Origin of the sequence: Massilia rubra (assembly GCF_011682065.1) — a bacterium.
Lineage (GTDB): Bacteria > Pseudomonadota > Gammaproteobacteria > Burkholderiales > Burkholderiaceae_D > Telluria_A > Telluria_A rubra.
Map to the genome: position 1 here is coordinate 313,847 of NZ_VUYU01000002.1, position 26,173 is coordinate 340,019.

20 protein-coding genes and 3 tRNA genes are annotated in these 26,173 nt (G+C 61.1%); 16 read left to right on the forward strand and 7 right to left on the reverse strand.

All coding sequences use genetic code 11. From position 1 onward, the window contains the following. Positions 1-2: 2 nt before the first annotated feature. From F0185_RS34665 to hpnC, 5 genes are all read right to left on the reverse strand, one after another. A complete protein-coding gene (locus F0185_RS34665; protein WP_229476723.1) occupies positions 3-968 on the reverse strand; it encodes a DUF1700 domain-containing protein in 966 nt (321 codons plus the stop codon). An 18-nt stretch (positions 969-986) separates the two neighbouring features. Continuing rightward, on the reverse strand, positions 987-1,124 hold the full coding sequence (locus F0185_RS04060; protein ID WP_167221810.1) for a hypothetical protein: 138 nt from the start codon (positions 1,122-1,124) through the stop codon (positions 987-989). A 124-nt stretch (positions 1,125-1,248) separates the two neighbouring features. Continuing rightward, positions 1,249-2,577, reverse strand: a complete 1,329-nt coding sequence (gene hpnE, locus F0185_RS04065) for a hydroxysqualene dehydroxylase HpnE (RefSeq protein ID WP_167221812.1) — start codon at positions 2,575-2,577, stop codon at positions 1,249-1,251. Further along, complete coding sequence (gene hpnD, locus F0185_RS04070; protein WP_167221814.1) at positions 2,570-3,403, reverse strand: presqualene diphosphate synthase HpnD; 834 nt, start codon at positions 3,401-3,403, stop codon at positions 2,570-2,572. Before hpnD ends, hpnE begins: the two co-directional genes overlap by 8 nt. Positions 3,404-3,512: 109 nt before the next feature. Further along, a complete protein-coding gene (gene hpnC, locus F0185_RS04075) occupies positions 3,513-4,322 on the reverse strand; it encodes a squalene synthase HpnC (RefSeq protein ID WP_167221816.1) in 810 nt (269 codons plus the stop codon). Positions 4,323-4,474: 152 nt separating this feature from the next. On the opposite strand from hpnC, the gene F0185_RS04080 reads away from it, so the two are divergent. After that, on the forward strand, positions 4,475-5,641 hold the full coding sequence (locus F0185_RS04080; protein WP_370663971.1) for an efflux RND transporter periplasmic adaptor subunit: 1,167 nt from the start codon (positions 4,475-4,477) through the stop codon (positions 5,639-5,641). Next, positions 5,638-8,739 carry an efflux RND transporter permease subunit gene (locus F0185_RS04085; RefSeq protein ID WP_167221818.1) on the forward strand — a complete coding sequence of 1,034 codons (3,102 nt, stop codon included), beginning with the start codon at positions 5,638-5,640 and terminating at the stop codon, positions 8,737-8,739. The genes F0185_RS04080 and F0185_RS04085 overlap by 4 nt, the downstream gene beginning before the upstream one ends. Before the next feature lie 143 nt (positions 8,740-8,882). Here F0185_RS04085 and F0185_RS04090 read toward each other — a convergent pair whose 3' ends face one another. Continuing rightward, complete coding sequence (locus F0185_RS04090; protein ID WP_223164443.1) at positions 8,883-10,202, reverse strand: MATE family efflux transporter; 1,320 nt, start codon at positions 10,200-10,202, stop codon at positions 8,883-8,885. A 274-nt stretch (positions 10,203-10,476) separates the two neighbouring features. Between F0185_RS04090 and F0185_RS04095 the strand changes: the two genes are divergently transcribed. The 11 genes from F0185_RS04095 (at position 10,477) to F0185_RS04145 (ending at position 20,377) form a co-directional block, all read left to right on the forward strand. Beyond that, positions 10,477-10,563, forward strand: a tRNA-Leu gene (locus tag F0185_RS04095). Positions 10,564-10,596: 33 nt separating this feature from the next. Beyond that, a complete protein-coding gene (gene tig, locus F0185_RS04100; RefSeq protein WP_167221822.1) occupies positions 10,597-11,937 on the forward strand; it encodes a trigger factor in 1,341 nt (446 codons plus the stop codon). 37 nt (positions 11,938-11,974) lie between these two features. After that, complete coding sequence (gene clpP / locus F0185_RS04105; RefSeq protein ID WP_054262583.1) at positions 11,975-12,592, forward strand: ATP-dependent Clp endopeptidase proteolytic subunit ClpP; 618 nt, start codon at positions 11,975-11,977, stop codon at positions 12,590-12,592. A 219-nt stretch (positions 12,593-12,811) separates the two neighbouring features. After that, positions 12,812-14,080 (forward strand): ATP-dependent Clp protease ATP-binding subunit ClpX, encoded by a 1,269-nt coding sequence (gene clpX / locus F0185_RS04110; protein ID WP_166879493.1) that lies wholly within the window; start codon positions 12,812-12,814, stop codon positions 14,078-14,080. A gap of 284 nt (positions 14,081-14,364) precedes the next feature. Then, positions 14,365-16,785 carry an endopeptidase La gene (gene lon, locus F0185_RS04115; protein WP_167221824.1) on the forward strand — a complete coding sequence of 807 codons (2,421 nt, stop codon included), beginning with the start codon at positions 14,365-14,367 and terminating at the stop codon, positions 16,783-16,785. Positions 16,786-16,932: 147 nt separating this feature from the next. Continuing rightward, entirely contained in the window at positions 16,933-17,205 is a 273-nt protein-coding gene (hbs, locus tag F0185_RS04120) for a non-specific DNA-binding protein Hbs (RefSeq protein WP_054262580.1), read from the forward strand. Between the two features lie 66 nt (positions 17,206-17,271). Next, positions 17,272-17,347 (forward strand) — tRNA-Val (locus F0185_RS04125). Between the two features lie 30 nt (positions 17,348-17,377). Further along, positions 17,378-17,454 (forward strand) — tRNA-Asp (locus tag F0185_RS04130). A 209-nt stretch (positions 17,455-17,663) separates the two neighbouring features. Next, positions 17,664-19,595, forward strand: a complete 1,932-nt coding sequence (locus F0185_RS04135) for a SurA N-terminal domain-containing protein (protein WP_167221826.1) — start codon at positions 17,664-17,666, stop codon at positions 19,593-19,595. 102 nt (positions 19,596-19,697) lie between these two features. Next, a complete protein-coding gene (locus tag F0185_RS04140; RefSeq protein WP_167221827.1) occupies positions 19,698-20,036 on the forward strand; it encodes a hypothetical protein in 339 nt (112 codons plus the stop codon). A gap of 53 nt (positions 20,037-20,089) precedes the next feature. Continuing rightward, positions 20,090-20,377, forward strand: a complete 288-nt coding sequence (locus tag F0185_RS04145) for a hypothetical protein (protein WP_167221829.1) — start codon at positions 20,090-20,092, stop codon at positions 20,375-20,377. 123 nt (positions 20,378-20,500) lie between these two features. Here F0185_RS04145 and F0185_RS04150 read toward each other — a convergent pair whose 3' ends face one another. After that, the gene (locus F0185_RS04150; protein ID WP_167221832.1) at positions 20,501-22,717 is read right to left on the reverse strand and encodes a hypothetical protein; all 2,217 of its coding nucleotides are present in this window, start codon (positions 22,715-22,717) and stop codon (positions 20,501-20,503) included. Positions 22,718-22,905: 188 nt separating this feature from the next. Between F0185_RS04150 and F0185_RS04155 the strand changes: the two genes are divergently transcribed. From F0185_RS04155 to F0185_RS04165, 3 genes are all read left to right on the forward strand, one after another. Beyond that, positions 22,906-23,640 carry a hypothetical protein gene (locus F0185_RS04155; protein ID WP_167221834.1) on the forward strand — a complete coding sequence of 245 codons (735 nt, stop codon included), beginning with the start codon at positions 22,906-22,908 and terminating at the stop codon, positions 23,638-23,640. A 127-nt stretch (positions 23,641-23,767) separates the two neighbouring features. Continuing rightward, a complete protein-coding gene (locus F0185_RS04160; RefSeq protein WP_167221836.1) occupies positions 23,768-24,571 on the forward strand; it encodes a hypothetical protein in 804 nt (267 codons plus the stop codon). Positions 24,572-24,925: 354 nt separating this feature from the next. Beyond that, complete coding sequence (locus tag F0185_RS04165) at positions 24,926-26,170, forward strand: PAAR domain-containing protein (protein ID WP_167221838.1); 1,245 nt, start codon at positions 24,926-24,928, stop codon at positions 26,168-26,170. Positions 26,171-26,173 lie beyond the last annotated feature (3 nt).

The window sequence follows — 26,173 nt, forward strand, 5'->3', positions numbered from 1 at the left end:
ATTCAGTTGCCCTTGAGCAGGGACACATTCATGTCGATATAGCGCCGGATGCCGATCAGCGTGTATTTCGTAATGACCAGGCACAGCAGGAAGATGACAATTCCCGCCAGCACGATGCCGAGGCCGAAAAAGGTTTGGGTGGTGCGCGAACCGGGTTCGAGTTCGGTGGTGATGCGCACGCCGCGCCCGGCCGCCTCTTCGGCGCGGCGCACCACGCTGCGCCCGGCCGCCTCTTCGGCGCGGCGCACCACGCTGCGCTTCTTGTGCTGCGCGCCGCCTGCTTCCGAACCCCTCGCCGCCGCTTCCTGGGCGACCCCGCGTACCGCGTCGCCGGCTTCGCGCGCCACGCTGGCCGCTTCGCCGCTGCTGGCGACGGCTTTTTCGACCACGTCGCCGGCGTCGAGAATGGCGGCCTCGGCCTTGGCCTGTTCGTCATCGTCCTTGCTGATGCGCTCCTGGTGAAATTGCACGCCTTCCTCGCCGATGGAGACGATCGCCTGCAGCTTGTCGCGGTCTTCATCGGACGCGTTGCTGAGGATAATCTCGCGGAATGGGCCGTCGAGCACCAGTTCGTTGGCGCCCGACAGGCCGCTGGCGGTAATGGCGATGCCGGCCACGTAAAACGCCAGTCCGGCCGCGTACAGGATCGCCAGGAAGGCTGCGTACACCAGCGCCGGCACCACCATGAACAGGTTGAAAATGCCCAGGCCGACGATCGACACCAGCAGGCGCAGCAGGTTGGAGGGATTTTTCTTTTGCTCGAAAGAATGCATGTGCACACTGGCGCGCAGGGTCATGGCGATCTTTTTCGGCTCGTCCAGTTCGGCGGCCACGTCTTCTTCGGTGCGGCCGGCGGCCACGCCGTCGACGAAGCGCTGTTCGTAATAGGCCAGGGTCTTGGCCTGGGTGTCGGCGGAAATGCCCGCCATGGCGCGCCGCAGCGCGTCGAGATATTCGAGTTTGCCCATGATGATCGCCTGGTTGGATCAGGAGTGGCTCAGCGCCACGCCCGAATGGAAAATCTGCAAGTCGCCGCCGAGCAAGTGCGGCATGACGATAACAAAGGTACTCGCGGCAACAAAAGCCAGTAAAGCGAGTGCGCGCAGTCCGAGTGCGATGTTCATGTGCTGTCCGTGTAAAAAACCTGTTTCGATGGTGCTACTGTACGAAAACGGACAGCTCAGCTCCAGCGGAATGCGACAGGCTGCACTTTGAGCGCCGCAAACGACCAAATCGGGGGACAGTCGTTCATTTGCTCTTGCTTGTGAGCAGGCGGGCGGCGGCCACGCCGCTGCGCACGGCCGACTCGATGGTGGCCGGATAGTCGCTGGCGGTGTAGTCGCCGGCCAGCGCCAGGCGCGCCAGGCCGGTGGCGTTGGGCGGGCGCGCCAGGCCCGGCGTGCAGGCGAAGGTGGCGCGTTTTTCGCTGATCACCTGGACCCAGTCGGGCCGCGCCAGTTCGGGGCGTTGCAACACGGCGGCCAACTGGCCGGCAACGGCCTGGGCCAGCGCTTCGCGTCCCGGTTCCGAGGCTGCGCCCGAGGCGCTGATGACGACGGAGAACATGCCGGCCTGGGCAGGGTCGAGCTGGCCGCGATCGAACACGAACTGGCCCCAGTGGCCGCTGGCGGCATTGTCGCGCAGGGCGTAGAAGGGCAGTTCCAGGCGCGTGGACGCCGGATATTGCAAATAGCAGGTGGTGATCGGCTCGTACTCGAAGCGCCCGAGCGCGGCCGCCACCTCAGGCGCGCCGGCTTGTTCCAGCAATAGGGCGGCGGCCGGCGGCGGCGTGGCGATGACCACGGCGTCGAACGGCTCGCCGTCGCCAAGCAGCCAGCCGCCCTTGTCCGCGGCGAGCGAGGCGACCTTGGCGCCCGCGCGCACGCTGCCGCCGCGGCTTTCGACGAAGGCGGCGGCGGCCACCGGAAACAGCGCGCTCAGGTCCAGGCGCGGCAGCAACATGTCGGAACTGGAGCGGGCAGCGCCCAGGCTGTCGCGCAGCACGGCCAGAAACACCTGGGCCGAGGCGCGCTCGGGCGCGGTGTTGAGCGCGGCCAGGCACAGCGGCCGCCACATCAGTTCGATCAGGCGGTCGGTCTGGTCGTAGCGTTCCAGCAGTTCGCTGACGCTGCAGTCGGTGTGCAGGCGCCAGTCCATCCAGCGCGCGGTCGAGGAAAAGCGCGCCAGCGCCATCTTGTCGGCAAAGTCGAGGCCGTCGGCGCGCAGCAGGGCGATCGCCAGGTGCAAGGGCGCCGGCAGGCGCGGGGCCACGAAATCCATGCCGCCGCTGTCCTTGGGGTAGCGCATCTGCAAGGGCAGGTGCAGCATGGCGGCGCCGGTGTCGATGCCCACCACGCGCATCAGGCGCAGCGATTCCTTGTAGGCGCCCAGCAAAATATGCTGGCCGTTATCGAGCTGGCGGCCCTGGACCTCGACCGCGCGCGCCCGTCCGCCGAGTGTGCGGGCCGCTTCGAACAAGCTGACCTTGCAGCCGGCGCGGGCCAGTTCGACGGCCGCGCTGCAACCGGCCCAGCCGGCGCCGATGACGGCGACTGTTACGGCAGCGGCGTCAGCCACGGATGTAGGTCTTCCACGCCAGCCAGAGTTTGCGCAGCGGCGTGAGCGAGATGCGCTGGCTCAGGACATGGAAATTGTCGCGCTCGATCTCGTCGAGCACGGTGCGGTAGATGGCCGCCATCATCAGGCCGGGACGCTGGGCGCGCCGGTCTTCCTTGGGCAGCAGGGCGAACGCTTCGTCGTAGATTTTTTGCGCGCGTTCGGTCTGGAAACGCATCAGGTTTTCAAACTTGTCGCTGTGGCGGGCGTTGAGCAAGTCGGCCGCCGTCACGCCGAACTGTTGCAATTCGTTCACGGGCAGGTAAATCCGGCCCTTGCGCGCGTCTTCGCCCACGTCGCGGATGATGTTGGTCAGCTGGAACGCCAGGCCCAGCTGTTCCGCGTATTCCAGGGTCTTCGGATTGCTCACGCCGAAAATGCTGGCCGACAGAATGCCGACCACGCTGGCCACGTGCCAGCAGTAGCGCTTCATGGCGGTGTAGTCGAGGTAGCGGGTCTGGTCGAGGTCCATTTCCATGCCGTCGACGATGGCCTGCATGTGCTGTTCCTGCAGATTGTAGACCGTCAGGTGCGGCTGCAAGGCTTGCGTGACCGGGTGCGTGGGCGCGCCGGCGTACATATTGGCCAGTTCGGTGCGCCACCAGGCCAGCTTGATGCGCGCGATCGACTGGTCGGTGCATTCGTCGACCGTGTCGTCCACCTCGCGGCAAAAGGCGTACAGCGCGGTGATCGCGCGGCGCCGCTCCGGTGGCAGGAACAGGAAGCTGTAATAGAAGCTGGAGCCGCTCTGGACGGTCTTTTGTTGGCAGTATTCGTCAGGAGACATGGTCAAAAGTGCAAGGGTGCGCGAAGCGAAGCCGCTATTCTATAGCCGATGCGCCCCGGACGAGAGGGGCGATGACGGTTTTTTCACTGGCAAGGGCCGATACAGCGGTTCACATCCGCAGCGCGCGCCACAGAATCGCCATCCAGTCCAGCGTTTTGAGCTGCGGGCGCTGGTTAAAGACGTCGTAACCGGCTTTTTCGATTTCTTCCAGGATGCGCAAGCCGCCCTGGATTACCAGGCGCAACTCCCAGCCGATGCGGCCCGGCAAGCGGCGCGCCAGCGGGGCGCCGCTCAGCATCAGGGCGCGCGCGCGCGCCACTTCGAAGGCCATCAGCGCGCGCCAGTTGCCGCCGGTATTCTGCTGGTCGAGCTCGGCCGGTGCAACGCCGAAGCGCTGCAAGTCATCCATCGGAATGTAAATACGGTCTTTTTGGCGGTCGATGCCGACGTCTTGCAGGAAGTTGATCAGCTGCAGCGCCGAGCAAATGGCGTCCGAATCGCGCACATTGGCGTCGTCGACGGCGCCGTAGAGCGAGAGCATCAGAAGGCCGACCGGATTGGCCGAGCGCCGGCAATAGTCGAGCAGCAGTTCAAAGTTCGGATAACGCTTGGTGTCCACATCTTGCTTGAACGCCGAGAGCAAGTCGTAAAATGGTTGCAGCGGCAGCTTGTACTGGGCAATCACTTCGGCCAGGCGCCGGAACAGGGTGTCGCGCTGGTGCTCGCCACGGCCGATGGCGTCGAGCGCGGCTTCGTAGGCGCTCAAGGCGCTAAGGCGCTCGGGGCCGCTGGCGTCGCCTTCGTCGGCGATATCGTCCGCCGTGCGGGCAAAGGCGTAAATCGCTTCGACCGCCGGCACCAGCCGCTTGGGCAACAAAATCGAGGCGACGGGGAAATTCTCGTAGTGATCGACAGGCATGGGTAATTAATGACGCAAAAGTCATTTGCAAATAAAACTTGCAGGATTATAATTACTAACCAGAAAGTCAGTTAGCTCTCAGGGCCGAACGAGTAGTAGCATCTCGACATCATCGCCAGGATGGCGCCCACCGCATAGTAAAGGAAAACACCGTGTTCCCCGTGAAAAACCTGCGCCAAAGACCTTTGGCACCGACGACCCTTCTCAGCGCCGCCGTCATGGCCGCCTTGCTGGCAGCCTGTTCCAAGCCCGTGGAGAAAAAGGAAGATATCCGTCCGGTGCGCGCCATCGTGCTCAGTTCGAGCACCGTCGGCGTTAACGCCGAGTTCGCCGGCGAGGTGCGCGCGCGGGTCGAATCGCGTCTCGGGTTCCGGGTGGGCGGCAAGATTACCGCGCGCAAGGTCGACCCCGGCACCGTGGTCAAGAAGGGCCAGGTGCTGATGCAGCTCGACCCGCAAGACTTGAAGCTGTCCCAGGCCCAGGCCAAGGCCAACCTGCGCGCCGCCGAAACCGGGCGCGACCTGGCCAAGGCGGAACTGAAGCGCTATCAGGAATTGCGCGTAAAGAATTTTGTCAGCCAGGCCGTGCTGGACGCCAAGCAATCGGCCTACAGTTCGGCCCAGGCGACTGTCGACGCGGCCCAGGCCGCGTATTTCGGGCAGTCCAACCAGGCCGGCTATGCCACGCTGGTATCGGATGTCGATGGCGTGGTCACCGCCGTGGACGCCGAAGTGGGGCAGGTGGTGTCCCCCGGCACCCCGGTGGTGCGCGTGGCCAAGATGGGCGAGAAGGAAATCGTCATTGGTTTGCCGGAAGATAAAGTCGAGCAATTGCGCAAACTGACCGACGTGACCGTGCGCCTGTGGGCCAACAAGGATGTGGTTATCCCAGGCAAGGTGCGCGAAGTCTCGCCGGTGGCCGACCCCGCCACCCGTACGTACGCGGTCAAGGTCTCGATTCCCGACAGTGCGGCCGACGTCAAGCTGGGCATGACCGCCATGGTGCAGTTCGCCAGCACCATGGCCACGCCGCAGATCAAGGTGCCGCTGACGGCCCTGTATCATGAAAAGAACACCACCTCGGTGTGGGTGGTCGACAAGGGCGTGGTACGCATGGTGCCGGTGACCATTGCCGGCACCTCCGCCAACGACGTGGTGCTGGCCGGTGGCGTGACGGCCGGCCAGACCGTGGTGACGGCCGGCGTGAACCTGATCAAGCCGGGTCAGAAAGTGACGATCCTGCCGCCCGATACCTCGTCGAGTGACGTTGCGCCTGTGCAAAAGAGCGCGGCCGCACCTCAGGTCGAGGTCGCCAAATGAAGGGATTCAATCTTTCTCGCTGGGCACTCGAACATATCCCGCTGACGCGCTACCTGATCGTGGCGCTGTTGCTGGGCGGGGTGATCAGCTACATGAACCTGGGGCAGGATGAAGATCCGCCGTTTACCTTCCGCGTGATGGTGGTGCGCGCCATCTGGCCGGGCGCGACCGCGGTGCAGATGGCCGAGCAAGTCACCGACAAGCTCGAAAAAACGCTGCAGGAAACACCCTACATCGACAAGATCAAGAGTTATTCCAAGCCGGGCGAAGTGATCATCATCCTGCAACTGCGCGAATCGACGCCGCCGCGCGAGACCGCCAACTCCTGGTACCAGGTGCGCAAAAAGATCGGCGACATCAAGGGGACCTTGCCCGCGGGCGTGATCGGACCGTTTTTCAACGATGAATTCGGCGACACCTACGGCTCGATTTTCGCGCTCTCGGCCGACGGCTTCAACTACGCCGAGGTCAAGGAATACGCCGACTTCGTGCGCCAGCAATTGCTGCGCGTACCGCTGGTGTCGAAAGTCGAACAGTTCGGCGTGCAGGCCGAAAAACTCAATATCGAGTTTTCGCACAAAAAATTCGCGCAGCTCGGCGTGCCGTTCGAAGTCATCGCCGGCCAGATCGCCACCCAGAACTCGGTCGAAGCGACCGGCGTGCTGGTCACCGCGACCGATAACCTGCAAGTGCGCGTGACCGGCGCCCTGACCACCGCCAAGGACCTGGAAAACCTGGAACTGCGCGCCAACGGCACCACCTTCCGCCTGGGCGACTTTGCCACCATCAAGCGCGAATACGAAGATCCGCCGCGCGAAAAGATGCGTTTCAACGGCAAGGAAGTGATCGGCCTGGGCGTGTCGATGGAAAAGGGCGGCAACATCATTGCGATGGGCAAGGGCCTGGACGAAACGGTGGCGCGCATCAAGGCCAAGCTGCCGGTCGGCATCGAACTCGAACGGGTATCGGACCAGCCGCGCGCGGTGACGGCCTCGGTGAGCGAATTCATCAAGGTGCTGATCGAAGCGGTGGTGATCGTGCTGGCGGTCAGTTTCCTGGCGCTGGGTTTGCACACCAAGCCGCTGCGCATCGATGCGCGGCCGGGCCTGGTGGTGGCGCTGACGATTCCGCTGGTGCTCGCCATTACCTTTTTGTTCATGCGCTTTTTCAACATCGACTTGCACAAGATTTCGCTCGGGGCGCTGATCATCGCGCTCGGCTTGCTGGTCGATGACGCCATCATCGCGGTCGAAATGATGGTGCGCAAGATGGAGGAGGGCATGTCGCGCTTCGATGCGGCTACCTTCGCCTACACCTCGACCGCGATGCCGATGCTGACCGGCACCCTGATCACGGCGGCCGGCTTCTTGCCGATCGGCCTGGCCAAGTCGGCGGCCGGCGAATACACGTTTTCGATGTTCTCGGTCAATGCGATCGCGCTCTTGATTTCCTGGCTGGTGGCGGTGGTGTTTACGCCTTACATCGGTTACATGATCCTCAAGGTCAAGCCGCACGCGGCCGGCGAGGGCGAGCACGACATGTTCAATACCCCGGGCTTCCAGCGCTTCCGCCGCGTCGTCACCTGGTGCGTGACGTGGCGCAAGACCACCATCGCGCTGAGCCTGGGCGTGTTCTTCCTGGGCGTCTTCGGCTTCAAGTTCATCGAGAAGCAATTCTTCCCGGATTCGAGCCGGCCTGAACTGATGGTCGAGATGTGGACGCCGGAAGGCACCGCGTTCAAGGCCAACGAAGCGCTGGTGAAAAAATTCGAGAAGCTGATGATCAAGGAAGCCAATGTCGAGAGCGTGACCAGCTATGTCGGCAACGGCAGCCCGCGCTTTTACTTGCCGCTGGACCAGATCTTCCCGCAATCGAACGTCTCGCAGGTCGTCGTGCTGGCGCGCGGGCTCGAGCATCGCGAGTCGCTGCGCCTGAAGATTGTCGACATTTTCAGCAAGGATTTCCCGGAAGTGCGCGGCCGGGTCAAGCTGCTGCCGAACGGGCCGCCGGTGCCGTATCCGGTGCAGTTCCGCGTGGCCGGTCCCGAAATCGCGGTCGTGCGCGACTTTGCCGACAAGGTCAAGGAGATCATGCGCGCCAATCCGAACGCGATCGGCGTCAATGACAACTGGAACGAATCGGTCAAGGTGCTGCGCCTCGACCTGGACCAGGAAAAACTGCGCGCGCTGGGCGTGACCTCGCAGACGGTGATGCGGGCGGCAAATACCATCCTGTCGGGCACCACCATCGGCCAGTTCCGCGAAGACAACAAGCTGATCGACATCGTGGTGCGCCAGCCGGTCGAAGAGCGCGCCACCATCGCGGTGCTCAACGACACCAATATCCCGACCGCATCGGGCAAGTCGGTGACCATTTCGCAGATTGCGCGTGCGCACTTTGTGTGGGAACCGGGTGTGGTGTGGCGCGAGGGCCGCGAATGGGCGATCACGGCGCAGGCCGATGTGGTCGATGGCATCCAGGGGCCGACCGTGTCGGATCAGATTGGCCTGAAGCTGGCCGACCTGCGCGCGGCGCTGCCGCCTGGCTACACCATCTCGCTGGCCGGCGCCGCGGCCGACAGCGCGGCGGCGGAAGCGTCGATCGCGGCCAACGTGCCGCTGGTGCTGTTCATCGTGTTCACCCTGCTGATGCTGCAACTGCACAGCTTCTCGCGTTCGCTGCTGGTGTTCCTGACCGGTCCGCTGGGCGTGGCGGGTGCGGCGATGGCCTTGCTGATCTTGAACCGGCCGTTCGGCTTCGTGGCGAATCTGGGCGTGATTGCCCTGTTCGGGATGATCATCCGTAACTCGGTGATCCTGGTCGACCAGATCGAGCAAGATATCGCCGCCGGTGCGGAGCCGTGGAATGCGGTGATCGAAGCGGCGGTGCGTCGTTGCCGCCCGATCATCCTGACGGCCGCCGCGGCCGCGCTGGCGATGATTCCACTGTCGCGTTCGGTGTTCTGGGGACCGATGGCCGTTGCCATCATGGGCGGGCTGGTGGTGGCGACGGCATTGACCCTGCTGTTCTTGCCAGCCTTGTATGCGACGTGCTTCAGGGTGAAAAAGCCTGCCGACGCAGTCGCGTTGCGTACCTAAGCTGCGTTAAATTCGCTACCCTACAAACCGTCGTCCCCGCGAAGGCGGGGATCCATAGCACCGTTGAGCATAGGTGCTATGGGCCCCCGCCTTCGCGGGGGCGACGAAGCGGAAGATAGCGGCGATGTATGCAGTTCCGCTGCTCACGCCGCCACATGCGCCCGTACCGCGTGCGCATGTTTTTCCCACACCCGGCTCTTCCACCTGGCATACATCGCCAGCCCGCGCACCCACTCGTCGCAGGTGAACGCGATCCACACCCCAATCAATCCCCAGCCCAGATGCAGGCCCAGCAGCCATGCCAGCGGCACCGCCACGCCCCACATCGAACACGCCCCCATGAATACCGGAAACTTCGCGTCGCCCGTGGCCCTGAGCGAATTGATCACCACCAGGTTGAACGTGCGCCCCGGCTCCAGCAACAAACTGATCCTCAGCAGTACCGCGCCACCGGCCACGATCGCCGGGTCCTTGCTGAAGAACCCCAGCAACCACGGCGCCAGCAGCACCACCACGCAGGTCGTTACCACGGTTACCCCCAGTCCCACGCGCAGGCTGCGCAACAGTTGGCGGTAGGCTTCGTCGAACTCGCCCGCGCCGATCATGTGCCCGATCATGATCTCGGTACTGATCCCGATCGAAATGCCCAGCATCATCATGATCATCGATAGCTGGATCGCATACGAAAACGTCGCCAGCTGGACCACGCCCATCTGCCCGACAAAATACGTAATGACCATGAAGCTGGCCTGCCAGCACAGATTCTCGCCCGCCGCCGGCAAGCCGATCCGCAGGATGGGCGCCAGGGTCGCGCGCGACAGGTTCACGAACCACGCCAGCCGCACGCCCAGCTTGAGCTGGCGCCGCACCACCCAGGCCAGCGCCACGCAGGCCACCGCGCGGCTGATAACGGTCGACAGCGCCGCGCCGATCACGCCCATTTTCGGCGCGCCCAGCAGGCCGAAAATGAGCACCACGTTCAGGATCAGGTTGAGCACGTTCATGCCGATGGACACGTACATCGCTTCGCGCATGTGCCCGTGCGCGCGCAGCACCGAGCCGAACGAAATATTGATCGATTCGAGGAAGAGGGTGCCGCCCATCAGCGCCAGGAAAGGCTGCGCATACGGCATCAGCGGCGGCGGCAAGTGCAGCAGGCGCAGCATGTCGTTTGAAAACGCCCAGATCGCCAGGCTGACGATCATCCCCAGCCAGAAGTTGACCCCGACCGCGGTGGCCGCCACCCGCTCGGCGCCAGCGCGGTCGCCCGCGCCCAGGTAATGGGTCAGCACCACCGCGCTGCCGATCCCGACGAATGAAAACAGGATGATGCAAAAGCCGACGATCTGGTTGGCCACCGCCAGTCCGGCCACCGCCGAATCGCCAAGGTGGCTGACCATGAAGGTATCGACCACGCCCGGCAAAATATGCGAGAGCTGCTCGATAAAAATGGGCCATGTCATGGCGAACAATCCGACCTGGCGGACTTTGTTAATATGATTGGAAGACATGCGGAGGTATTTCTTTTAGGGACTGAAAACGTTTCCAAATTATACGCCGCCCGAGTCCGATTCAAAAAACGCCCTATGTGGTCAGAAAATCCAGTAAAATACCGGGTTGAAGTTGTAGCCCCTAACAAAGGCAGTGCAGGGCGGCCGGTTTCACTGTCGGGCGCCCTTTGTTTTTTCAGATGGAAAGGTGCATGCGGCCGCCCATGGTGGCGCCGGATGCGATCCCGCGAGGATGGCGAAATTGGTAGACGCACCAGGTTTAGGTCCTGACGCCAGCAATGGTGTGGGGGTTCGAGTCCCCCTCCTCGCACCACGAGTTTAATACTATTTTTTGGACGATTTTTACATGGCAACTGCAGTCGAAACCCTGGGTAAACTCGAACGTCGCTTGACGATCTCTTTTCCGCTGACTGACGTCCGTACGGAAGTGGAAAAGCGCCTGAAACAGCAGGCCAAATCGGCCAAGGCACCTGGCTTCCGTCCAGGTAAAGTGCCAATGAAAATGGTTGCGCAACAATATGGCTACCAGATCGAATCGGACGTGCTGAACGATAAAGTCGGCCGCGCATTCAACGAAGCTGCGAACGAGAACCAGCTGCGCGTTGCCGGTTTTCCAAAAATCGAACCAAAGGAAGATTCCGCCGAAGGCGTGCTGTCGTTCGACGCCACTTTCGAGGTGTATCCTGAAGTCGTCATCGGCGACCTGTCGGGCGTCGAAATCGACACCGTGAAAGCCGACGTGTCGGACGCGGAAATCGAAAAGACCATCGAAATCCTGCGCAAGCAGCGCGTGCATTACCACACCAAGGGTGAAGCCGGCGAACACGGCGACGGCGGCGAGCCGATCGCAGCCAATGGCGACCGCGTCACCGTCGACTTCGTCGGCGTGATCGACGGCGTTGAATTCCCAGGCGGCAAAGCTGAAGACTACGCATTCGTGCTCGGCGAAGGCCGCATGCTGCCGGAATTCGAAGCCGCCACCGTCGGCCTGAAGGTCGGCGAAGCGAAAACCTTCCCACTGGCTTTCCCAGCCGATTACCACGGTGCTGACGTGGCCGGCAAAACCGCCGACTTCACCATCACCCTGAAAAAGCTGGAATGGGCGCACCTGCCGGCAGTTGACGCCGAGTTCGCCAAGTCCCTAGGCATGGAAGATGGCGACCTGGAAAAAATGCGCGCTGACATCAAGGTCAACCTGGAACGCGAAGTCGCGGGCCGCGTCAAGGCACGCAACAAGGAAGCCGTGATGGATGCCCTGGTCAAGGTCACCGAGATGGAAGTTCCTAAAGTCATGATCGCCCAGGATGCGGACCGCCTGGCTGAAATGACCCGCCAGGACATGGCGCAGCGCGGCATGGATGTCAAAGACATGCCATTCCCGCAAGAACTGTTCGCCACCAAGGCCGAGCGCCGCGTGCGCCTGGGCTTGATCCTGTCGCAACTGGTTGGCGACAACAAGCTGCAGGCAACCCCTGAGCAGGTCAAGGCACAGATCGAAGATTTCGCTCAAAGCTACGAAGATCCGCGTGAAGTACTGAAGTACTACTACAGCGATCGTCGCCGCCTGTCGGAAGTCGAAGCTCTTGTATTGGAAGAAAACGTCGTTAACTATGTACTCGGTATCGCGAAAGTCACAGCCAAGGCTGTTGCATTCGACGAGTTGATGGGAAGCAACGCACAAGCTTAAAGTTGGCTTTAGGCTGCTTACAAAGGAAGAGACAGGTATGAATCATAATCCGGCATTGGATACACAAGCACTCGGCCTCATTCCGATGGTCGTGGAGCAAAGCGGCCGTGGCGAGCGCTCGTACGATATTTACTCGCGCCTGCTCAAGGAACGCGTGATTTTCATGGTCGGGCCGGTGCATGACCAGATGGCCAACCTGATCGTCGCCCAGCTGCTGTTCCTCGAGAGCGAGAATCCGGACAAGGATATTTCGCTGTATATCAACTCGCCTGGCGGATCGGTTTCGGCCGGCCTGGCGATTTTCGATACGATGAACTTCATCAAGCCGGACGTGTCGACCCTGTGCACCGGGATGGCGGCCTCGATGGGCGCCTTCCTGCTGGCGGCGGGCGCCAAGGGCAAGCGTTTCTCCTTGCCTAACTCGCGCATCATGATTCACCAGCCGTCGGGCGGCTCGCAAGGGCAGGCCTCGGATATCGAAATCCAGGCCAAAGAAATCCTCTACCTGCGTGAGCGCCTGAACCACATCCTGGCCGAACGTACGGGCAAGACGATGGAACAGATCCACAAGGATACCGACCGCGACCGTTTCATGTCGGGCGACGAAGCTGCTGAGTATGGCCTGATCGACAAAGTCCTTGCGAAGCGCGAATAGCTTGCCAGCGCGGGTCGTCATGGCCATGCGCCGCCCAACCGGCCAGTCCGGGGTGCGGCAGCGTGATCGTGACGTTCACCTGTGGTGTTGCTGAAAAAACGCCCGGCGCTACAACGTTCGGGCGTTTCGTTTTTATTTCGGGTAGCATGCTGTTAGCGCACACTCATGTTGCGCGTCTGTTCGCGTTACATTTATAGCAATTCAAGAGAACCCTGCCCCATGTCAGAAAAAAAATCCTCCAGCGGCGAAAAACTTCTCTACTGCTCGTTCTGCGGCAAGAGCCAGCACGAGGTGAAGAAGCTCATCGCAGGTCCATCCGTCTTCATCTGCGACGAATGCATCGACCTGTGTAACGACATCATCCGCGACGAGACCTCGAACGTCGAAACGGTGGCCGGCGCCAAGTCGGACTTGCCGACCCCGAACGAGATCAAGGAATTGCTGGATCAGTACGTGATCGGCCAGCAAACCGCCAAGCGCATCCTGTCCGTTGCGGTCTACAACCATTACAAGCGCCTCAAGCACCTGGGCAAGAAGGACGAAGTCGAACTGGCAAAGAGCAACATCTTGCTGGTCGGTCCTACCGGTTCGGGTAAAACCCTGCTGGCCCAGACCCTGGCGCGCATGCTCAACGTGCCGTTCGTGATCGCCGACGCCACCACCCTGACCGAAGCCGGTTATGTGGGCGAAGACGTCGAGAACATCATCCAGAAGCTGCTGCAAAGCTGCAACTACGAAGTCGACAAGGCCCAGCGCGGCATCGTCTACATCGATGAAATCGACAAGATTTCGCGTAAATCGGACAATCCGTCGATTACCCGCGACGTTTCCGGCGAAGGCGTGCAGCAAGCCTTGCTGAAACTGATCGAAGGCACCATGGCATCGGTGCCGCCACAAGGCGGGCGCAAGCATCCGAACCAGGATTTCGTCCAGATCGACACGACCAACATCATGTTCATCTGCGGCGGCGCGTTCGACGGCCTGGTCAAGATCATCCAGAACCGTTCCGAAAAGAGCGGCATCGGTTTTTCGGCCAGCGTCAAGAGCGAGTCCCAGCGCGCCAGCGCCGACGTGCTGCTCGAAGCCGAACCGGAAGACCTGATCAAGTTCGGCCTGATTCCGGAACTGGTGGGCCGCCTGCCGGTGGTTGCCGCCTTGTCCGAATTGACCGAAGAAGCGCTGATCCAGATCCTGATCGAGCCGAAGAATGCCTTGATTAAACAGTATTCCAAGTTGCTTGAAATGGAAGGCGCGGAACTGGAAATCCGTCCGGCCGCTCTGCACGCGATTGCCCGTAAGGCATTGGCACGCAAGACCGGTGCGCGCGGTTTGCGTTCCATTCTTGAACATGCACTGCTCGATGTGATGTACGAATTGCCAAATCAGCAGAATGTGATCAAGGTCGTTATCGATGAAAATTCGATCACGAACGGCGCAAAACCTTTACTGATTTACAGCGAAAGCGCCAAAGCATCCGGCGAAAACTGAAATTCTGCGATGCGGACGCAACAAAAGCATTGATTCCTGAATTCTTGGCGGTACAATTTACCTCAATAAAAGAATCAGGCTTCATTCGAAAAGCCACTCGCAGCGGAACCGCTGCGCGGTGGCTTTTTTATTTGATGTTCCGATAAAGTTTTTTTAGATTATTCCGGTTGTATTTGAATCAAGTTGATGAATATTCAAATAACTTGTAGAAATATTTTATCCGCCGGTCTTGTGTTTTGGCAGATGGTGCCAATATCGTAAACACGCTTTCTATAAGGTATGCCATGACAACTTCCAAATTAACCGAGCAAACGACGCTGCCCTTACTGCCGTTGCGCGACGTGGTCGTCTTCCCGCATATGGTGATCCCACTGTTCGTTGGCCGTCCTAAATCCATCAAGGCGCTGGAAGCGGCGATGGAGCAGGGCAAGAGCATCATGCTGGCGGCCCAGAAAGCCGCAGCCAAAGACGAGCCATCCGCGTCCGACATCTACGAGATCGGTTGCGTGGCCAACATCCTGCAAATGCTCAAGCTGCCAGACGGCACCGTCAAGGTGCTGGTCGAGGGCGCCCAGCGTGCGCGCATCAACCACATCAGCGATGCCCCGACCCACTTTATCGCCGACCTGACCCCGCTCAGTTCGGAAATCGGCGACGATTCCGAAGTCGAGGCGATGCGCCGCGCGATCGTCCAGCAGTTCGACCAGTACGTCAAACTGAACAAAAAGATTCCTCCTGAAATCCTCGCTTCGCTGGCAGGGATCGACGACGCCGGCCGCCTGGCCGATACCGTTGCCGCCCATCTGCCGCTCAAGCTCGAGCAGAAACAGGTGATCCTCGAGATCTTCAATGTCGCCAAGCGTCTCGAGCACCTGCTCGGCCAGCTCGAAGGCGAGCTCGACATCCTGCAAGTAGAAAAGCGCATCCGTGGCCGCGTCAAGCGGCAGATGGAAAAATCGCAGCGCGAGTACTACCTGAACGAGCAGGTCAAGGCGATCCAGAAAGAACTGGGCGAGGGCGAAGATGGCGCCGATATCGACGAACTCGAGAAAAAAGTCATCGCCGCCAAGATGCCGAAGGAAGCGCTGGACAAGGCTACCAATGAGCTCAAGAAGCTCAAGCTGATGTCGCCGATGTCGGCCGAAGCGACCGTGGTGCGTAACTACATCGACACCCTGGTCAACCTGCCGTGGAAGAAAAAATCGAAGGTCAATAACGACCTGTCGAACGCCGAGAAAGTCCTCGAGGGCGATCACTATGGCCTTGATAAGGTTAAAGAACGCATCCTGGAATACCTCGCGGTCCAGCAACGCGTCGACAAACTGAAGGCGCCGATCCTGTGCTTCGTCGGTCCTCCGGGCGTGGGTAAAACCTCGCTTGGCCAATCGATCGCCAAGGCCACGAACCGCAAGTTCGTGCGCATGGCCTTGGGTGGCGTGCGCGACGAAGCCGAGATTCGCGGTCACCGTCGCACGTATATCGGTTCGATGCCGGGCAAGGTGCTGCAATCGCTGGCCAAGGTTGGCGTGCGCAATCCGCTGTTCCTGTTGGATGAAATCGACAAGATGGGCGCGGACTTCCGCGGCGATCCATCCTCGGCCCTGCTCGAAGTGCTGGACCCGGAACAGAACCACACGTTCTCGGACCACTACATCGAAGTCGACTTCGACCTGTCGGACGTGATGTTCGTGGCGACCTCGAATTCGTTCAACATTCCGCCGGCGCTGCTCGACCGCATGGAAGTCATCCGCCTGTCCGGTTACACGGAAGATGAAAAGACCAGCATCGCCCAGCGTTACCTGCTGCCCAAGCAGATCAAGGCGAATGGCCTGAAGGAAGAAGAAATCGCCGTGGCCGAAAGCGCGATCCGCGATATCATCCGTTACTACACGCGGGAAGCCGGCGTGCGTTCGCTCGAGCGCGAAATCTCGAAGATCTGCCGCAAGGTCGTCAAGATGCTGCTGTTGAAAAAGGCCGATAAAAAGGTCACGGTCAACGGCAAGAACATCGACAAGTTCCTGGGCGTGCGCCGTTACGACTTTGGCGTGGCCGAGAAAGAGAACCAGATCGGCCAGGTGGTCGGCCTTGCATGGACCGAAGTGGGCGGCGATCTGTTGACCATCGAGGCGGTGCAAATGCCGGGCAAGGGCGGCGTGATCCGCACCGGCACCCTGGGCGACGTGATGAAGGAATCGATCGAAGCGGCGCGCACCGTGGTGCGTTCGCGCGCCAACCGCCTCGGCATCAAGAATGACGTGTTCGAAAAAGCCGACATTCACATTCACGTGCCGGAAGGCGCCACCCCGAAAGACGGTCCATCGGCCGGTATTGCGATGACCACCGCGCTGGTGTCGGTGTTTACCGGCATTCCGGTGCGGGCCGATGTGGCGATGACGGGCGAGATCACCTTGCGCGGCGAAGTGCTGCCGATCGGCGGGCTGAAAGAAAAACTGCTGGCGGCGCATCGCGGCGGGATCAAGACGGTCTTGATTCCGGAGCAGAACGTCAAGGACCTGGCCGACATTCCGGACAACGTGAAGAACAAGCTCGAAATCGTTCCGGTACGCTGGATCGACAAGGTGCTCGAAATCGCGCTCGAACGGATGCCGACGCCGGTGGTGGAAGTACCGGCCGTCGCCGCCGTTGCCGCCGCCGCCACCGCGGTCGATGGCGTGGCCCCGCAGACGGACGTCGTGAAACACTAATCCGCCGCTAGCGCAGTACAGAAGCAAGCGTCCTCGTGACGCTTGCTTTTTTTACGGTTGGTAATTGGCTTGACAGGCGGATGGGCGGCTTGTTTAATACGCGCTGCGGATTTCTTTTCGCCGCAACTCTTAGGTAATGGGGCACAAGTGAACAAAACAGAATTGATCGAAGAAATCGCGAAGTCGGCGGACATCACCAAGGCCTCGGCCACGCGCGCGCTCGACGCCATGATCGATGCCGTCACCGCCAGCCTGCAGAAGAACGACAGCGTGACCCTGGTCGGCTTCGGCACCTTCTCGGTGGGCGAGCGCGCCGCGCGTACCGGGCGCAATCCGCGCACCAAGGAAGCGATCAAGATCGCGGCGGCGAAAGTTCCTAAATTTAAAGCTGGTAAAGCGCTTAAAGATGCAGTAAACTAATGTCCTTCGGTGAGGTGACAATCACCGGAAAATGTCGGTAACACTTGGTGACACAGGTGTGCTTACGGGGGTTTAGCTCAGTTGGTAGAGCAGCGCCCTTACAAGGCGCGGGTCGGGAGTTCGAGCCTCTCAGCCCCCACCAGAGCCCGGCATGTTGTGCAGTATTTTTTACGGAGTGGTAGTTCAGTTGGTTAGAATGCCGGCCTGTCACGTCGGAGGTCGCGGGTTCGAGTCCCGTCCGCTCCGCCAGCATATAGCAGTACGATGGTGCAGTCTCCGTTCGGAGGGTGCGCCGGGGTTCAGGAGTGGCCTGTACGGAACTCCATGGTTCGCACAAGGCGGCCGGGTCCTGGCAGTCCTGTCAAAAAAAAGAAGAGGCGAACGAAAGTTCGCCTTTTTTTATATGTGCGTTTTAATCGCATTCCATCGCAATTTTATTTATCTCGAATTGGCAAACCATGTTTGAATTTATTCGCAATCACAAGCGCTGGATCCAGGTCATGCTGGTGTTGCTGGCCGCTTCGTTCCTGGTCGTCGGTGGCATGGCCACCAACGAAAACGCGGACAGCACCGTTGTCGTGGCCAATGTCAACGGCAAGAAGATCACGCAGCCCGAATGGGAAGAGGCGCAGCGCCAGCAGGTCGACCAATACCGCACCATGATGGGTGCGCAGTTCGACCAGAAGCGCTTCGACACGCCTGAATTCAAGCGCGAAATCCTCGATAACCTGATCGCGCAGCGCGCGGTCGAAGCGGAAATCGAACGCAGCCACCTGACCGTGGGCGACGAGCTGCTGGTCAACACGATTCAGCAAAACGATGAATTCAAGACCGCCGGGAAGTTCGACGTCGATGTCTATAAAGCGGCGCTGGTCAATGCGCGCATGACGGCGGCCCAGTACGAAGCGAGCCTGCGCCGTAATTTCGTGCTGCGCCAGCTGACCGGCACGGTGCAGGAAACCGCTTTCCTGCCGCGCACGGTCGCCACGCGCATGTCGAACATTTTCGACGAAGAGCGCGAAGTGCAGGAAATGCTGTTCCCGGCCAGCGAGCAGCAGTCCCAGGTCAAGGTCACCGACGAGATGATCAAGGCTTTCTACGACAAGAACGCCACCTTGTTCCAGGTGCCGGAAAAAGCCAAGATCGAATACGTGGTGCTCGACGCGGCCGCGGTCGAAGGCATGGTCAGCGTGACCGATGCCGAAGTTGCCGAATTCTACAAAGCCAACAGCAAGCGCTTCACCACCCCGGAAGAGCGTCTGTACAGCCACATCCAGTTCAAGTTCGCCAAAGACGCGAGCGCGGCCGACAAAGCCGCCGCCAAGGCCAAGGCCGAGGCTGTGCTGGCCGAGCTGCGCAAGGCGCCGGCCACGTTTGCCGATGTCGCCAAAGCGAAGTCGCAGGACGTCTCGACGGCCGAGCAGGGCGGCGAGCTGGGCCAGGCGAAAAAGGGCGAGATGATCAGCCCGGCAATCGAAACGGCCGTGTTCAAGCTCAAGCAAGGCGACATCAGCGACGTGGTCGAGTCGGACCAGGGTTATCACATCGTCACCGTCACCAAGCTGGCGCCGGAAACCGTCAAGCCGCTCGATGAAGTCAAGGATGCGCTGGTGGCTGAAGTGAAGAAGCCGAAGATGTCGAAGAAGTATTCGGACCTGGCGCAAACCTTCACCGAAACCGTGTACGACCAGTCGGCCAGCCTGAAGCCGGTCGCCGACAAGCTGAAACTGAAGATCGAAACGCTCGACAACGTCACCCGCACGCCGAATCCGGCGTTGGCCCAGTCGCCGTTGAACAATGCTAAATTCCTCAGCGCCGTGTTCTCGGACAGCGTGGTCAAGAACAAGCACAATACCGAAGCCATCGAAGTCAAGCCAAGCGTGCTGGTCGCGGCCCGGATCGTCGAGTACTCGCCGGCCGCCAAGCGTCCGCTGGCCGAAGTGCAGGACATCATCCGCATGCGTGTGGCGCAGCAGGAAGCGATCAGCCTGGCCAAGAAAGCCGGCGAAGCGAAGATCGCCGCAGCCAAGGCCAGCGGCGACGCTGCCGGCTTCGGCGCGGCCAAGATGGTCAGCCGTGCAACCCCGACGGCGGTCAACCAGGCGGCGCTGCCCGTGGTCCTGAAAGCCGACGCGAGCAAGCTGCCGGCCTATGTTGGTGTCGAGATTCCTGGCATCGGCTACGGTGTGTATCGCATCAGCAAGGTATCGCAGCCGGCCAAGGTGGATGAAGCGCGCCGCACCGCCGAGCAGCAAGAAATCGCCGAGCGCCTCGGCCAGGTCGAGATGCGCGGTTATGTCGATGCGCTGAAAGAAAAAGCCAAGGCCAAGATCATCGTCAAGACCGAGGTGGCCGCAGCCGATGCGAAAGATGCGCCGGCAGTAAAATAAGCCGCCGCACAGTCGGATCAACACCCGGTCGCTCGCGCTGCCGGGTTTTTTTTCGCCGCAGCGCAGTGGCGTGTCGCCTGATAATCCTTTCCTCCTGTCGCCATGACCAGCAAACCCTATTCCTTCGCGTCCGGAGACATTGTTTTCGCCGGTGACCTGGACGCACTCGGCGCTTTGCTTGCCGTATCGGGCATGCCCAATACCGTTGGCGCATTTGCGATCAGGCTCGACGATTTTCCGACCAGCTTCGAGATTGCCTGGGTCGGCAATTTGTCGCCCGACGCTCCTTACGAGGTCGACTGCTGCGGCTACGGCATCCCGCATGAAGCGGTCGCCCTCTGGTGCGCGCGGCTGGCAGCCATCTTGCAAGCAAACGGCATCAAGTACGATTTCGCCCATTGCAATGCCGAGCATGAGGAACTTGGCGTTTATACTGGGTAGAGCCGCGCCATCGGCGCTGTCTGACCTTGCCAACACATGAACAGGAGAGCGATGTGGACAATATGAATGTGCCGCCCGCCCTGGCGACAGTGGTGACGATCGGGCCGCAAGCCTACTCCGTGAACGGCGTCGCACTGGCGGACACCGCCGGCCTGTTCCAGGCCCTGCAGGTGCAGCGTGCCGGACGTATCGAGGTGCGCATCGCTCCCGGAACGGGCACCGACTACGAGCGCGTGGGCAAGCTCATCTTTGCGCTGTCGCGCAATGGCTGGAACAGCGAATCGCCCGGCAGCATGCACTGGGCGCTGGAAGCGGCCGGCCCGGCGTCGACGGCGCACTAATCCAGATATCGCCATCAGTGCCGCCAAACTTGCCGTGTTGGGCCGTTTCACCAATGTCCCGCTGATGCTCAATTGGGACGGCGTGGCGCCAGCTGATTAGCCCGTGGCACGCCGTCCCGGTGCTCAGTCGGGCGCCAGCACGAAAGCCCGCGCCGCGCTGCTGTCGTAACCGCTCAGGCGCGACCAGCCATCGGTCCCGCTGTGCGCCACGTATAACTGCTCGGTAAAGCCCGCCAGGCTGCAAGCGTCGAGCAGGCTGCCAACGGTCGGCGGCGGAGCGGCTGGCGGCGATGCCGGTATCGCCCCGGGCATGCCGGCGGCGCTGGCCGCCGCCGTCGCCGCCAGGCTGTACTCAGGCGGCCACACCGCGCCGCGCTGCACATAAAAGCTGTAGCTGGCAAAGCGATTCAGTTGCAGCGCCAGGAAAGGCACCGCCACCGCCTGGCCCGACGCACCGTAATGCATCACCCCGCACTGATCGGCCGCCGTGCTGCCACCCACGGCCGGGGCGTCGATGCGGGCAAAGGTGGGGTTGTTGTCAATCCGCACCGTCAGCACCATGCGGTTGAGCGCCGCATCGACCAGCCCCAGCAGAGCCGCATCCTGGGTCTGGATCGTGCCGGTCAGGGTGTCGGTGGCCGGCACGCGCCATTTGATGCCCAGCGCCTCCGGGTCGACCAGCGCGCCGGCAGTGTTGAACAGCTCGATCTTGATCTGCCACAAGCCGCCCTGGTCTGGCCCGGTCGCCACCCCGTTGAGGTCGAACGGAACGCCGGGCGCGACCGCCGTGGTGGGAATCACCGCGTTTTGCGTATCGAGCACGGCGTTCGGGATCGACCACTGGCCGGTTGGTGGTAGCGACGGCGGAATTTCGTACAGATGCGCGCTGCTGCCGACCGTGCGCGGTCCCAGCGCGTACTGTTCGAGGATCAGGTCGCCGCCGACTTCGCGCGTGTAGTGGCGGTTGATCGCCTCCACGCTGGGGCGCCAGGACGATTCGTCCTCGCTGGCGCGCTTGTACGACACGCGGTAGAAGGCCACGCCCAGATCGTTGCGCAGGGAGCTGTCGAACTCGAGGCGGGGGCGGAGCGAACCACCCCAGGGCGCGCTGCCGTCGAGCAGGCCGCGCTGGGCCGGATCGAAACCGGCGCTGCCGATCCGCGTGCTGTCGTTGGCGCCATGAATGCGCCACACCGAGGTATTTCCGATGGCCATGAACAAGACCCAGTTGTTGGGTGCCACCACGGGCGGGCAGGGCGGGCAGGCGCGCGCCAGCGGGTGGCTGGTGACGAGCGTGACTTCCGAGCCGCACGCATAGTTCCACCAGGTATGGCACAGCACCGGTTTGGGTTCGTAGATGGTGACCGAAAAGCCCGGCCAGATGCGCTGGCGCGCGATGAAGTATAGATCGGGCTGGTCGAAGTTGAAGATCGAGCGCCAGATCACGGCGCGGAAGTGGCCGCACTCGTCGGTGGTCACGGTCGCGATCCTGGTTTTGCTCACAGCGAACGGGAACAGCCAGCAAAACAAGGGGCGCAACAGCTCGAGGTGGGTCAGCACGGCGCGCTCGAAGACCGGGCGCGGCGCACGCGCGGCCAGCACCAGGTCGGCCGGCAGCGTCAGCGCGCTCAGGGCCTGGGTTTGGTCGGCGGCGAGCGGCTCGGCCTGCTGAAACGCGTGCGCTTGCAGCTGGCGCGGCGGCAGCGGCTGCGGGTTCAGGGCCACGCTCAGCAGCGGGTCTTCCAGTTCGGTGGCCAGGAAGGGCTCGGGAGGGCGCGGCGGAATCGGCAGCCGCAGCGGTGGCCAGGGGCCGTCGACGATGTCGCGCAGGCGCTCGATGTCGAGCTGGGGCAGGGTGGCGATGATGAGCGGCCACGGGTCGACTTCGTAGACCTCGACGGTGGCATGGCAGACCGGCAGGTTCAGGACGATACCGCCCGAGACGACGCGCTTGAGCAGCGTGCCGTTGACCACGCACAGGCGCCCGATCCAGCGGCGCCAGCGGTCCGGGCCGAGCTCGAACAGCACCGGCTCCACTCGCTCCGTGGTCGGGCGCAGCGCGACATGGCGGTCGATGCCGCCACGCCGCAGCAGTTCGCCAACGTCGAGCGCGTCCTTCTCCAGCTCGGGGCCCAGCACGATACGCACCAGTTGCCCTTCCGCGCCGACCGGGACGGTGAGGCGCGCGCGGCCTTCCTTGTCCAGTGTCTGCATGTCGAGCAGGGTGCCGCCCTGGCTGAAGGCATAGCCGACGATGGCGGGAAGGTCGTCCGGGCGCTCGGTGATGCTGGCCTGGACTTCCAGCGTGACGCTGCGCTCTTGGGCTTGTTTCGATGACATTTCGGCTCCTTTGTTGTTGGTATGAGCTTGAAAAGTAGACCTGCCGCAAAGCGGACGCTAGCGGCGATGTCATGAAAACCATGATTAATTACTACAGATCTGATAGGTAAGGCCCGCCGCAGGGGCGTCGCGCTGTGGCAAAATGCGCCACTGGCTACGCAGGGTAGCTGGCCGGATTGAGGAAACAGATGCAAAAGATGATGTCGGAACTGAGCCGCTTGTACCTTCCCGCGGGCGCCTTGTCGCTCGAGCTGCTCGCGCAGCGCCGCGCGGGACACAGCGCGCTTGCCATCGAACTGGCCGAGGGCGGCATGACGCGTGCGCTGGTGATCCGGTTTCGCAAGATGCCGGGTGCGGGCGAGGCGCAGCACTGGGATCAGTTGTGCGCGCTGGCGAATGGCTTGCAGGCCGAACTCGGGTTTCCCGCGCCGGCGGTGAGCATTTCCGGGTCGGATGGCTATTATTTGTGGATGTCGCTGGAAACGCCGACGCCGATCGCGCAGGTGCGAACGTTCCTGGAACTGGTCCGCAAGGCCTATGTACCCGCCATGGCGCCGTTTGACGATGCGGCCGGCGCGGCGGTGGAATTGCCGCCCTGCCTGGACCCGCGCACCGGCAAGTGGGCCGCGTTCATCGACGCAGGCCTGGGCGCCGCGTTCGCCGAGGAGTCGGGGCTGGAGATGGCGCCGCCGCTGGCCGCCCAGGCGGCCTTACTGGAGCGTCTGGAGCGCATCAGCGCAAAGCAGTTCCAGCAGGCGCTGGAGGTGCTCGGGGCGGCACATGGCGCGCCGGCAGTGAGCGCCGCGCGTGCCGTCCCAAGCGCGCCCGATGGTTTGCTGCTGCGCGACGCCACGCTGGAAGATATCGTGCGATTCCTGCATGCGAAAAACATCGAGCCGACATTTCGGCATCTGATCTCTTGAACTCCCGGATAGTGATTCAATAATGGCGCATTCACGACAGTCAGAGCGTAGGCGGCTGACGAACAAATTCCTGCCACGGTGGGGCTTCATTATCCTGACGGGGATAGGGAGCGCCACCGCAGGGGAGATGCGTCACCAGGTTTTCCAGACGCAAAATACGTTTCTGGCTCCTGAAATCAATATTGTTTTGTATAACGATAAGGATTATCCAAGAAAATTCACCGTGGATTTTGGCGCCAATGACGTAAAAAACCCGGCAGCAAACCGCCACTCGTGCCTGTCACGCAAGCCTGTCGCGGTGATGAATGGCCCGCCGTTTGATCAATGGGATCCTTCCGCAAGACCGCGCCCGTATGGCTCTTTTGAACGCTCGACCAGCATGGCGGTGATTCCTGCCAAATCTTTTGCACACCGATACTATCCAGTCGGCTTCTTTTCGCGAATGCCGTGCGAAATCACGCTGACCATTACGGATCAGGCCGACGGTCAAAAAATCGCCAGCCGGATTGTCGTAGCCAAACCATCACAGGAAGAGGACGTCGAGCCGGATGATGTATCGGTTACAGCGACGGCGCAGTCCCAGGTCGAGGACAAACGCCAACTCGTCACGATACTGGTCAAAAACAACGCGGCAAAACCAGTCGCTTTCAGATTGGTGCGGAAAATGCTGCTTGACTGTGATGCTGATATCAGCGACTCCCTGATCAAGGAGGGGATGGAAGGCAGCTTTGTGCGGATCGAAAAGGATTCTTATGCGGCGGTACTCACTGCGGTCACGATGCGCTCCGAGGCTGTTTCCAAGGACTGCCGCCTATCGGCCGAGTTTCAGGGGCTTACGCAGTTGTCCCGGCGCCACCCTTTGCGCCAGGTGACGGTTCCGCTATCGGCAACAGCTCAAGATCGTCACGCGGCGCCCCGTGTAGCCAAATAATGCGGGTATGGAGCTGCTGCTAAAAGTCCAGATCGGGCATTTCATGTCAAAAGGAAATAGTGTACTCTCTGCGTCGCGCGGCAGCAAAAGTACTTTCCTGACAATGCCGCCGGCGTACCTTGGACGTACAGAGCTCGTGCGCCTTTACGACAGAAAAGATGGATTCAAATACCTCCACACCATATGAACCAGCCACCGTCAATGCATAATCACCCGCAGCGTGCTTCCCTTGAGTTTCCGGCGCAACTCAAAAACAGAGCAATGCGCTTATTACAGCGCAATGATAATTGCCCGAACTTGTTGATCATGCTGAAGTCAGGAGCCGATCTCGACCTCTCCACGGAAAGCTGAGAAATGCCGCAAGCAGCCAGACTTGGTGACCTGATCGGTCACACGCCGCCCGCCGATTCCTCGACAGGAGGCGCATCCGGTGGAGCGGGAGGTAGCGGAGGTGATATCACCGGCAAGATCACAGGACCCTGTTCTGGAAATGTGTTCACGAACGGCATAAAGGCGGCACGAGCGCATGTTGATGTAGCCGTTTGTTCGAAGCACTCGCAGGCGCCATTAAAGATCATTACCGGCAGCCCCACTGTATTCATCAACGGCTTGCCGGCGGCCAGGGTTAGCGACAAGATTGAATGTGGCGCCTTTATTGTGGAAGGGTCGGGTAATGTATTTATCGGTGGCGGCGCAGTTCAGACCGATCCGGTTATTGCAGATGCCGAGGTTGTTCCAGGGATTCAAAGCGCCTTGATGTTGACATTGACCAGTGCCGCCACTGCCGTGTCTGGGGCGCTGGATGCAACTGCAAAAAAGTTGCTTGATTCCGGCTTGGGGCGCAGTGTTACGGCGGCGCTTATGCCTGGATGGATGGAAAATGCGGCTCGTGGAGCAGGGATGTCTGCGCAAGAAAATTCTGCCCGCTATAACCCGGCTAACGGGTACCCGGTGCCGCAGGTAAATGTCAAAAAGGGCGCTGAAAAACCAATTGCACTCACTTCAAAAGATCAAGTGGTTGGCCAGGGGGGCTTTAGAATCAAATTCAATGCAGGGGTGCCGCAAGACCTCGTCGACGCTGTGTCAAAGAACTTGGGAACGCTGGAAAGCACACTTCCACAACTGTCAAAACGCTTCACCGCCATGAACAAATCGCAGGCAGGGCCAAACGTGACCGTAATGAGTGTTGAAGAACACAACAACGTCTATTTGCCAAAATATACGAAGGACGGAAAGCAAGCGGTGTGGCAGTTGAAGCCACTGTCCTCCGACACGACTCTCATGTGGACGCTCCACAACGACATCGTTGTCGTCAATACTAAGGTTGCCTCGGCAGTGCAGCCCTTGCCTGGAGACTGGGCCAGCTCATTCGGGCACGAGTTGTTGCATGAGTGGCAATGGGAGTCGCATCAAATGCCCGAGATGGCCAAACCAGAAATCGACGCCTATCAATGGCAGATTGATAATAATGGGAAATTTGGGGAGCAAAAGGTCTTTTCGGATGATGCACTGAAAGAATCGCTTGATAACTATAAGAAGGGGAAGCACCCTAGTGCTGTACCGAATAAGCGAACGCCTCCTCCGGTTGGGAAGAAATAAGAG

Bases quoted from the DNA above. Each gene is read 5' to 3' on its own strand.
- tig (WP_167221822.1), top strand. From the start codon at position 10,597: ATGGCAACTGCAGTCGAAACCCTGGGTAAACTCGAACGTCGCTTGACG.
- F0185_RS04150 (WP_167221832.1), bottom strand. From the start codon at position 22,717: ATGTCATCGAAACAAGCCCAAGAGCGCAGCGTCACGCTGGAAGTCCAG.
- F0185_RS04140 (WP_167221827.1), top strand. From the start codon at position 19,698: ATGACCAGCAAACCCTATTCCTTCGCGTCCGGAGACATTGTTTTCGCC.
- F0185_RS04155 (WP_167221834.1), top strand. From the start codon at position 22,906: ATGCAAAAGATGATGTCGGAACTGAGCCGCTTGTACCTTCCCGCGGGC.
- F0185_RS04135 (WP_167221826.1), top strand. From the start codon at position 17,664: ATGTTTGAATTTATTCGCAATCACAAGCGCTGGATCCAGGTCATGCTG.
- F0185_RS04085 (WP_167221818.1), top strand. From the start codon at position 5,638: ATGAAGGGATTCAATCTTTCTCGCTGGGCACTCGAACATATCCCGCTG.
- F0185_RS34665 (WP_229476723.1), bottom strand. From the start codon at position 968: ATGGGCAAACTCGAATATCTCGACGCGCTGCGGCGCGCCATGGCGGGC.
- clpX (WP_166879493.1), top strand. From the start codon at position 12,812: ATGTCAGAAAAAAAATCCTCCAGCGGCGAAAAACTTCTCTACTGCTCG.
- lon (WP_167221824.1), top strand. From the start codon at position 14,365: ATGACAACTTCCAAATTAACCGAGCAAACGACGCTGCCCTTACTGCCG.
- F0185_RS04090 (WP_223164443.1), bottom strand. From the start codon at position 10,202: ATGACATGGCCCATTTTTATCGAGCAGCTCTCGCATATTTTGCCGGGC.
- F0185_RS04060 (WP_167221810.1), bottom strand. From the start codon at position 1,124: ATGAACATCGCACTCGGACTGCGCGCACTCGCTTTACTGGCTTTTGTT.
- F0185_RS04160 (WP_167221836.1), top strand. From the start codon at position 23,768: ATGCGTCACCAGGTTTTCCAGACGCAAAATACGTTTCTGGCTCCTGAA.
- hpnD (WP_167221814.1), bottom strand. From the start codon at position 3,403: ATGTCTCCTGACGAATACTGCCAACAAAAGACCGTCCAGAGCGGCTCC.
- clpP (WP_054262583.1), top strand. From the start codon at position 11,975: ATGAATCATAATCCGGCATTGGATACACAAGCACTCGGCCTCATTCCG.
- hpnC (WP_167221816.1), bottom strand. From the start codon at position 4,322: ATGCCTGTCGATCACTACGAGAATTTCCCCGTCGCCTCGATTTTGTTG.
- F0185_RS04165 (WP_167221838.1), top strand. From the start codon at position 24,926: ATGCCGCAAGCAGCCAGACTTGGTGACCTGATCGGTCACACGCCGCCC.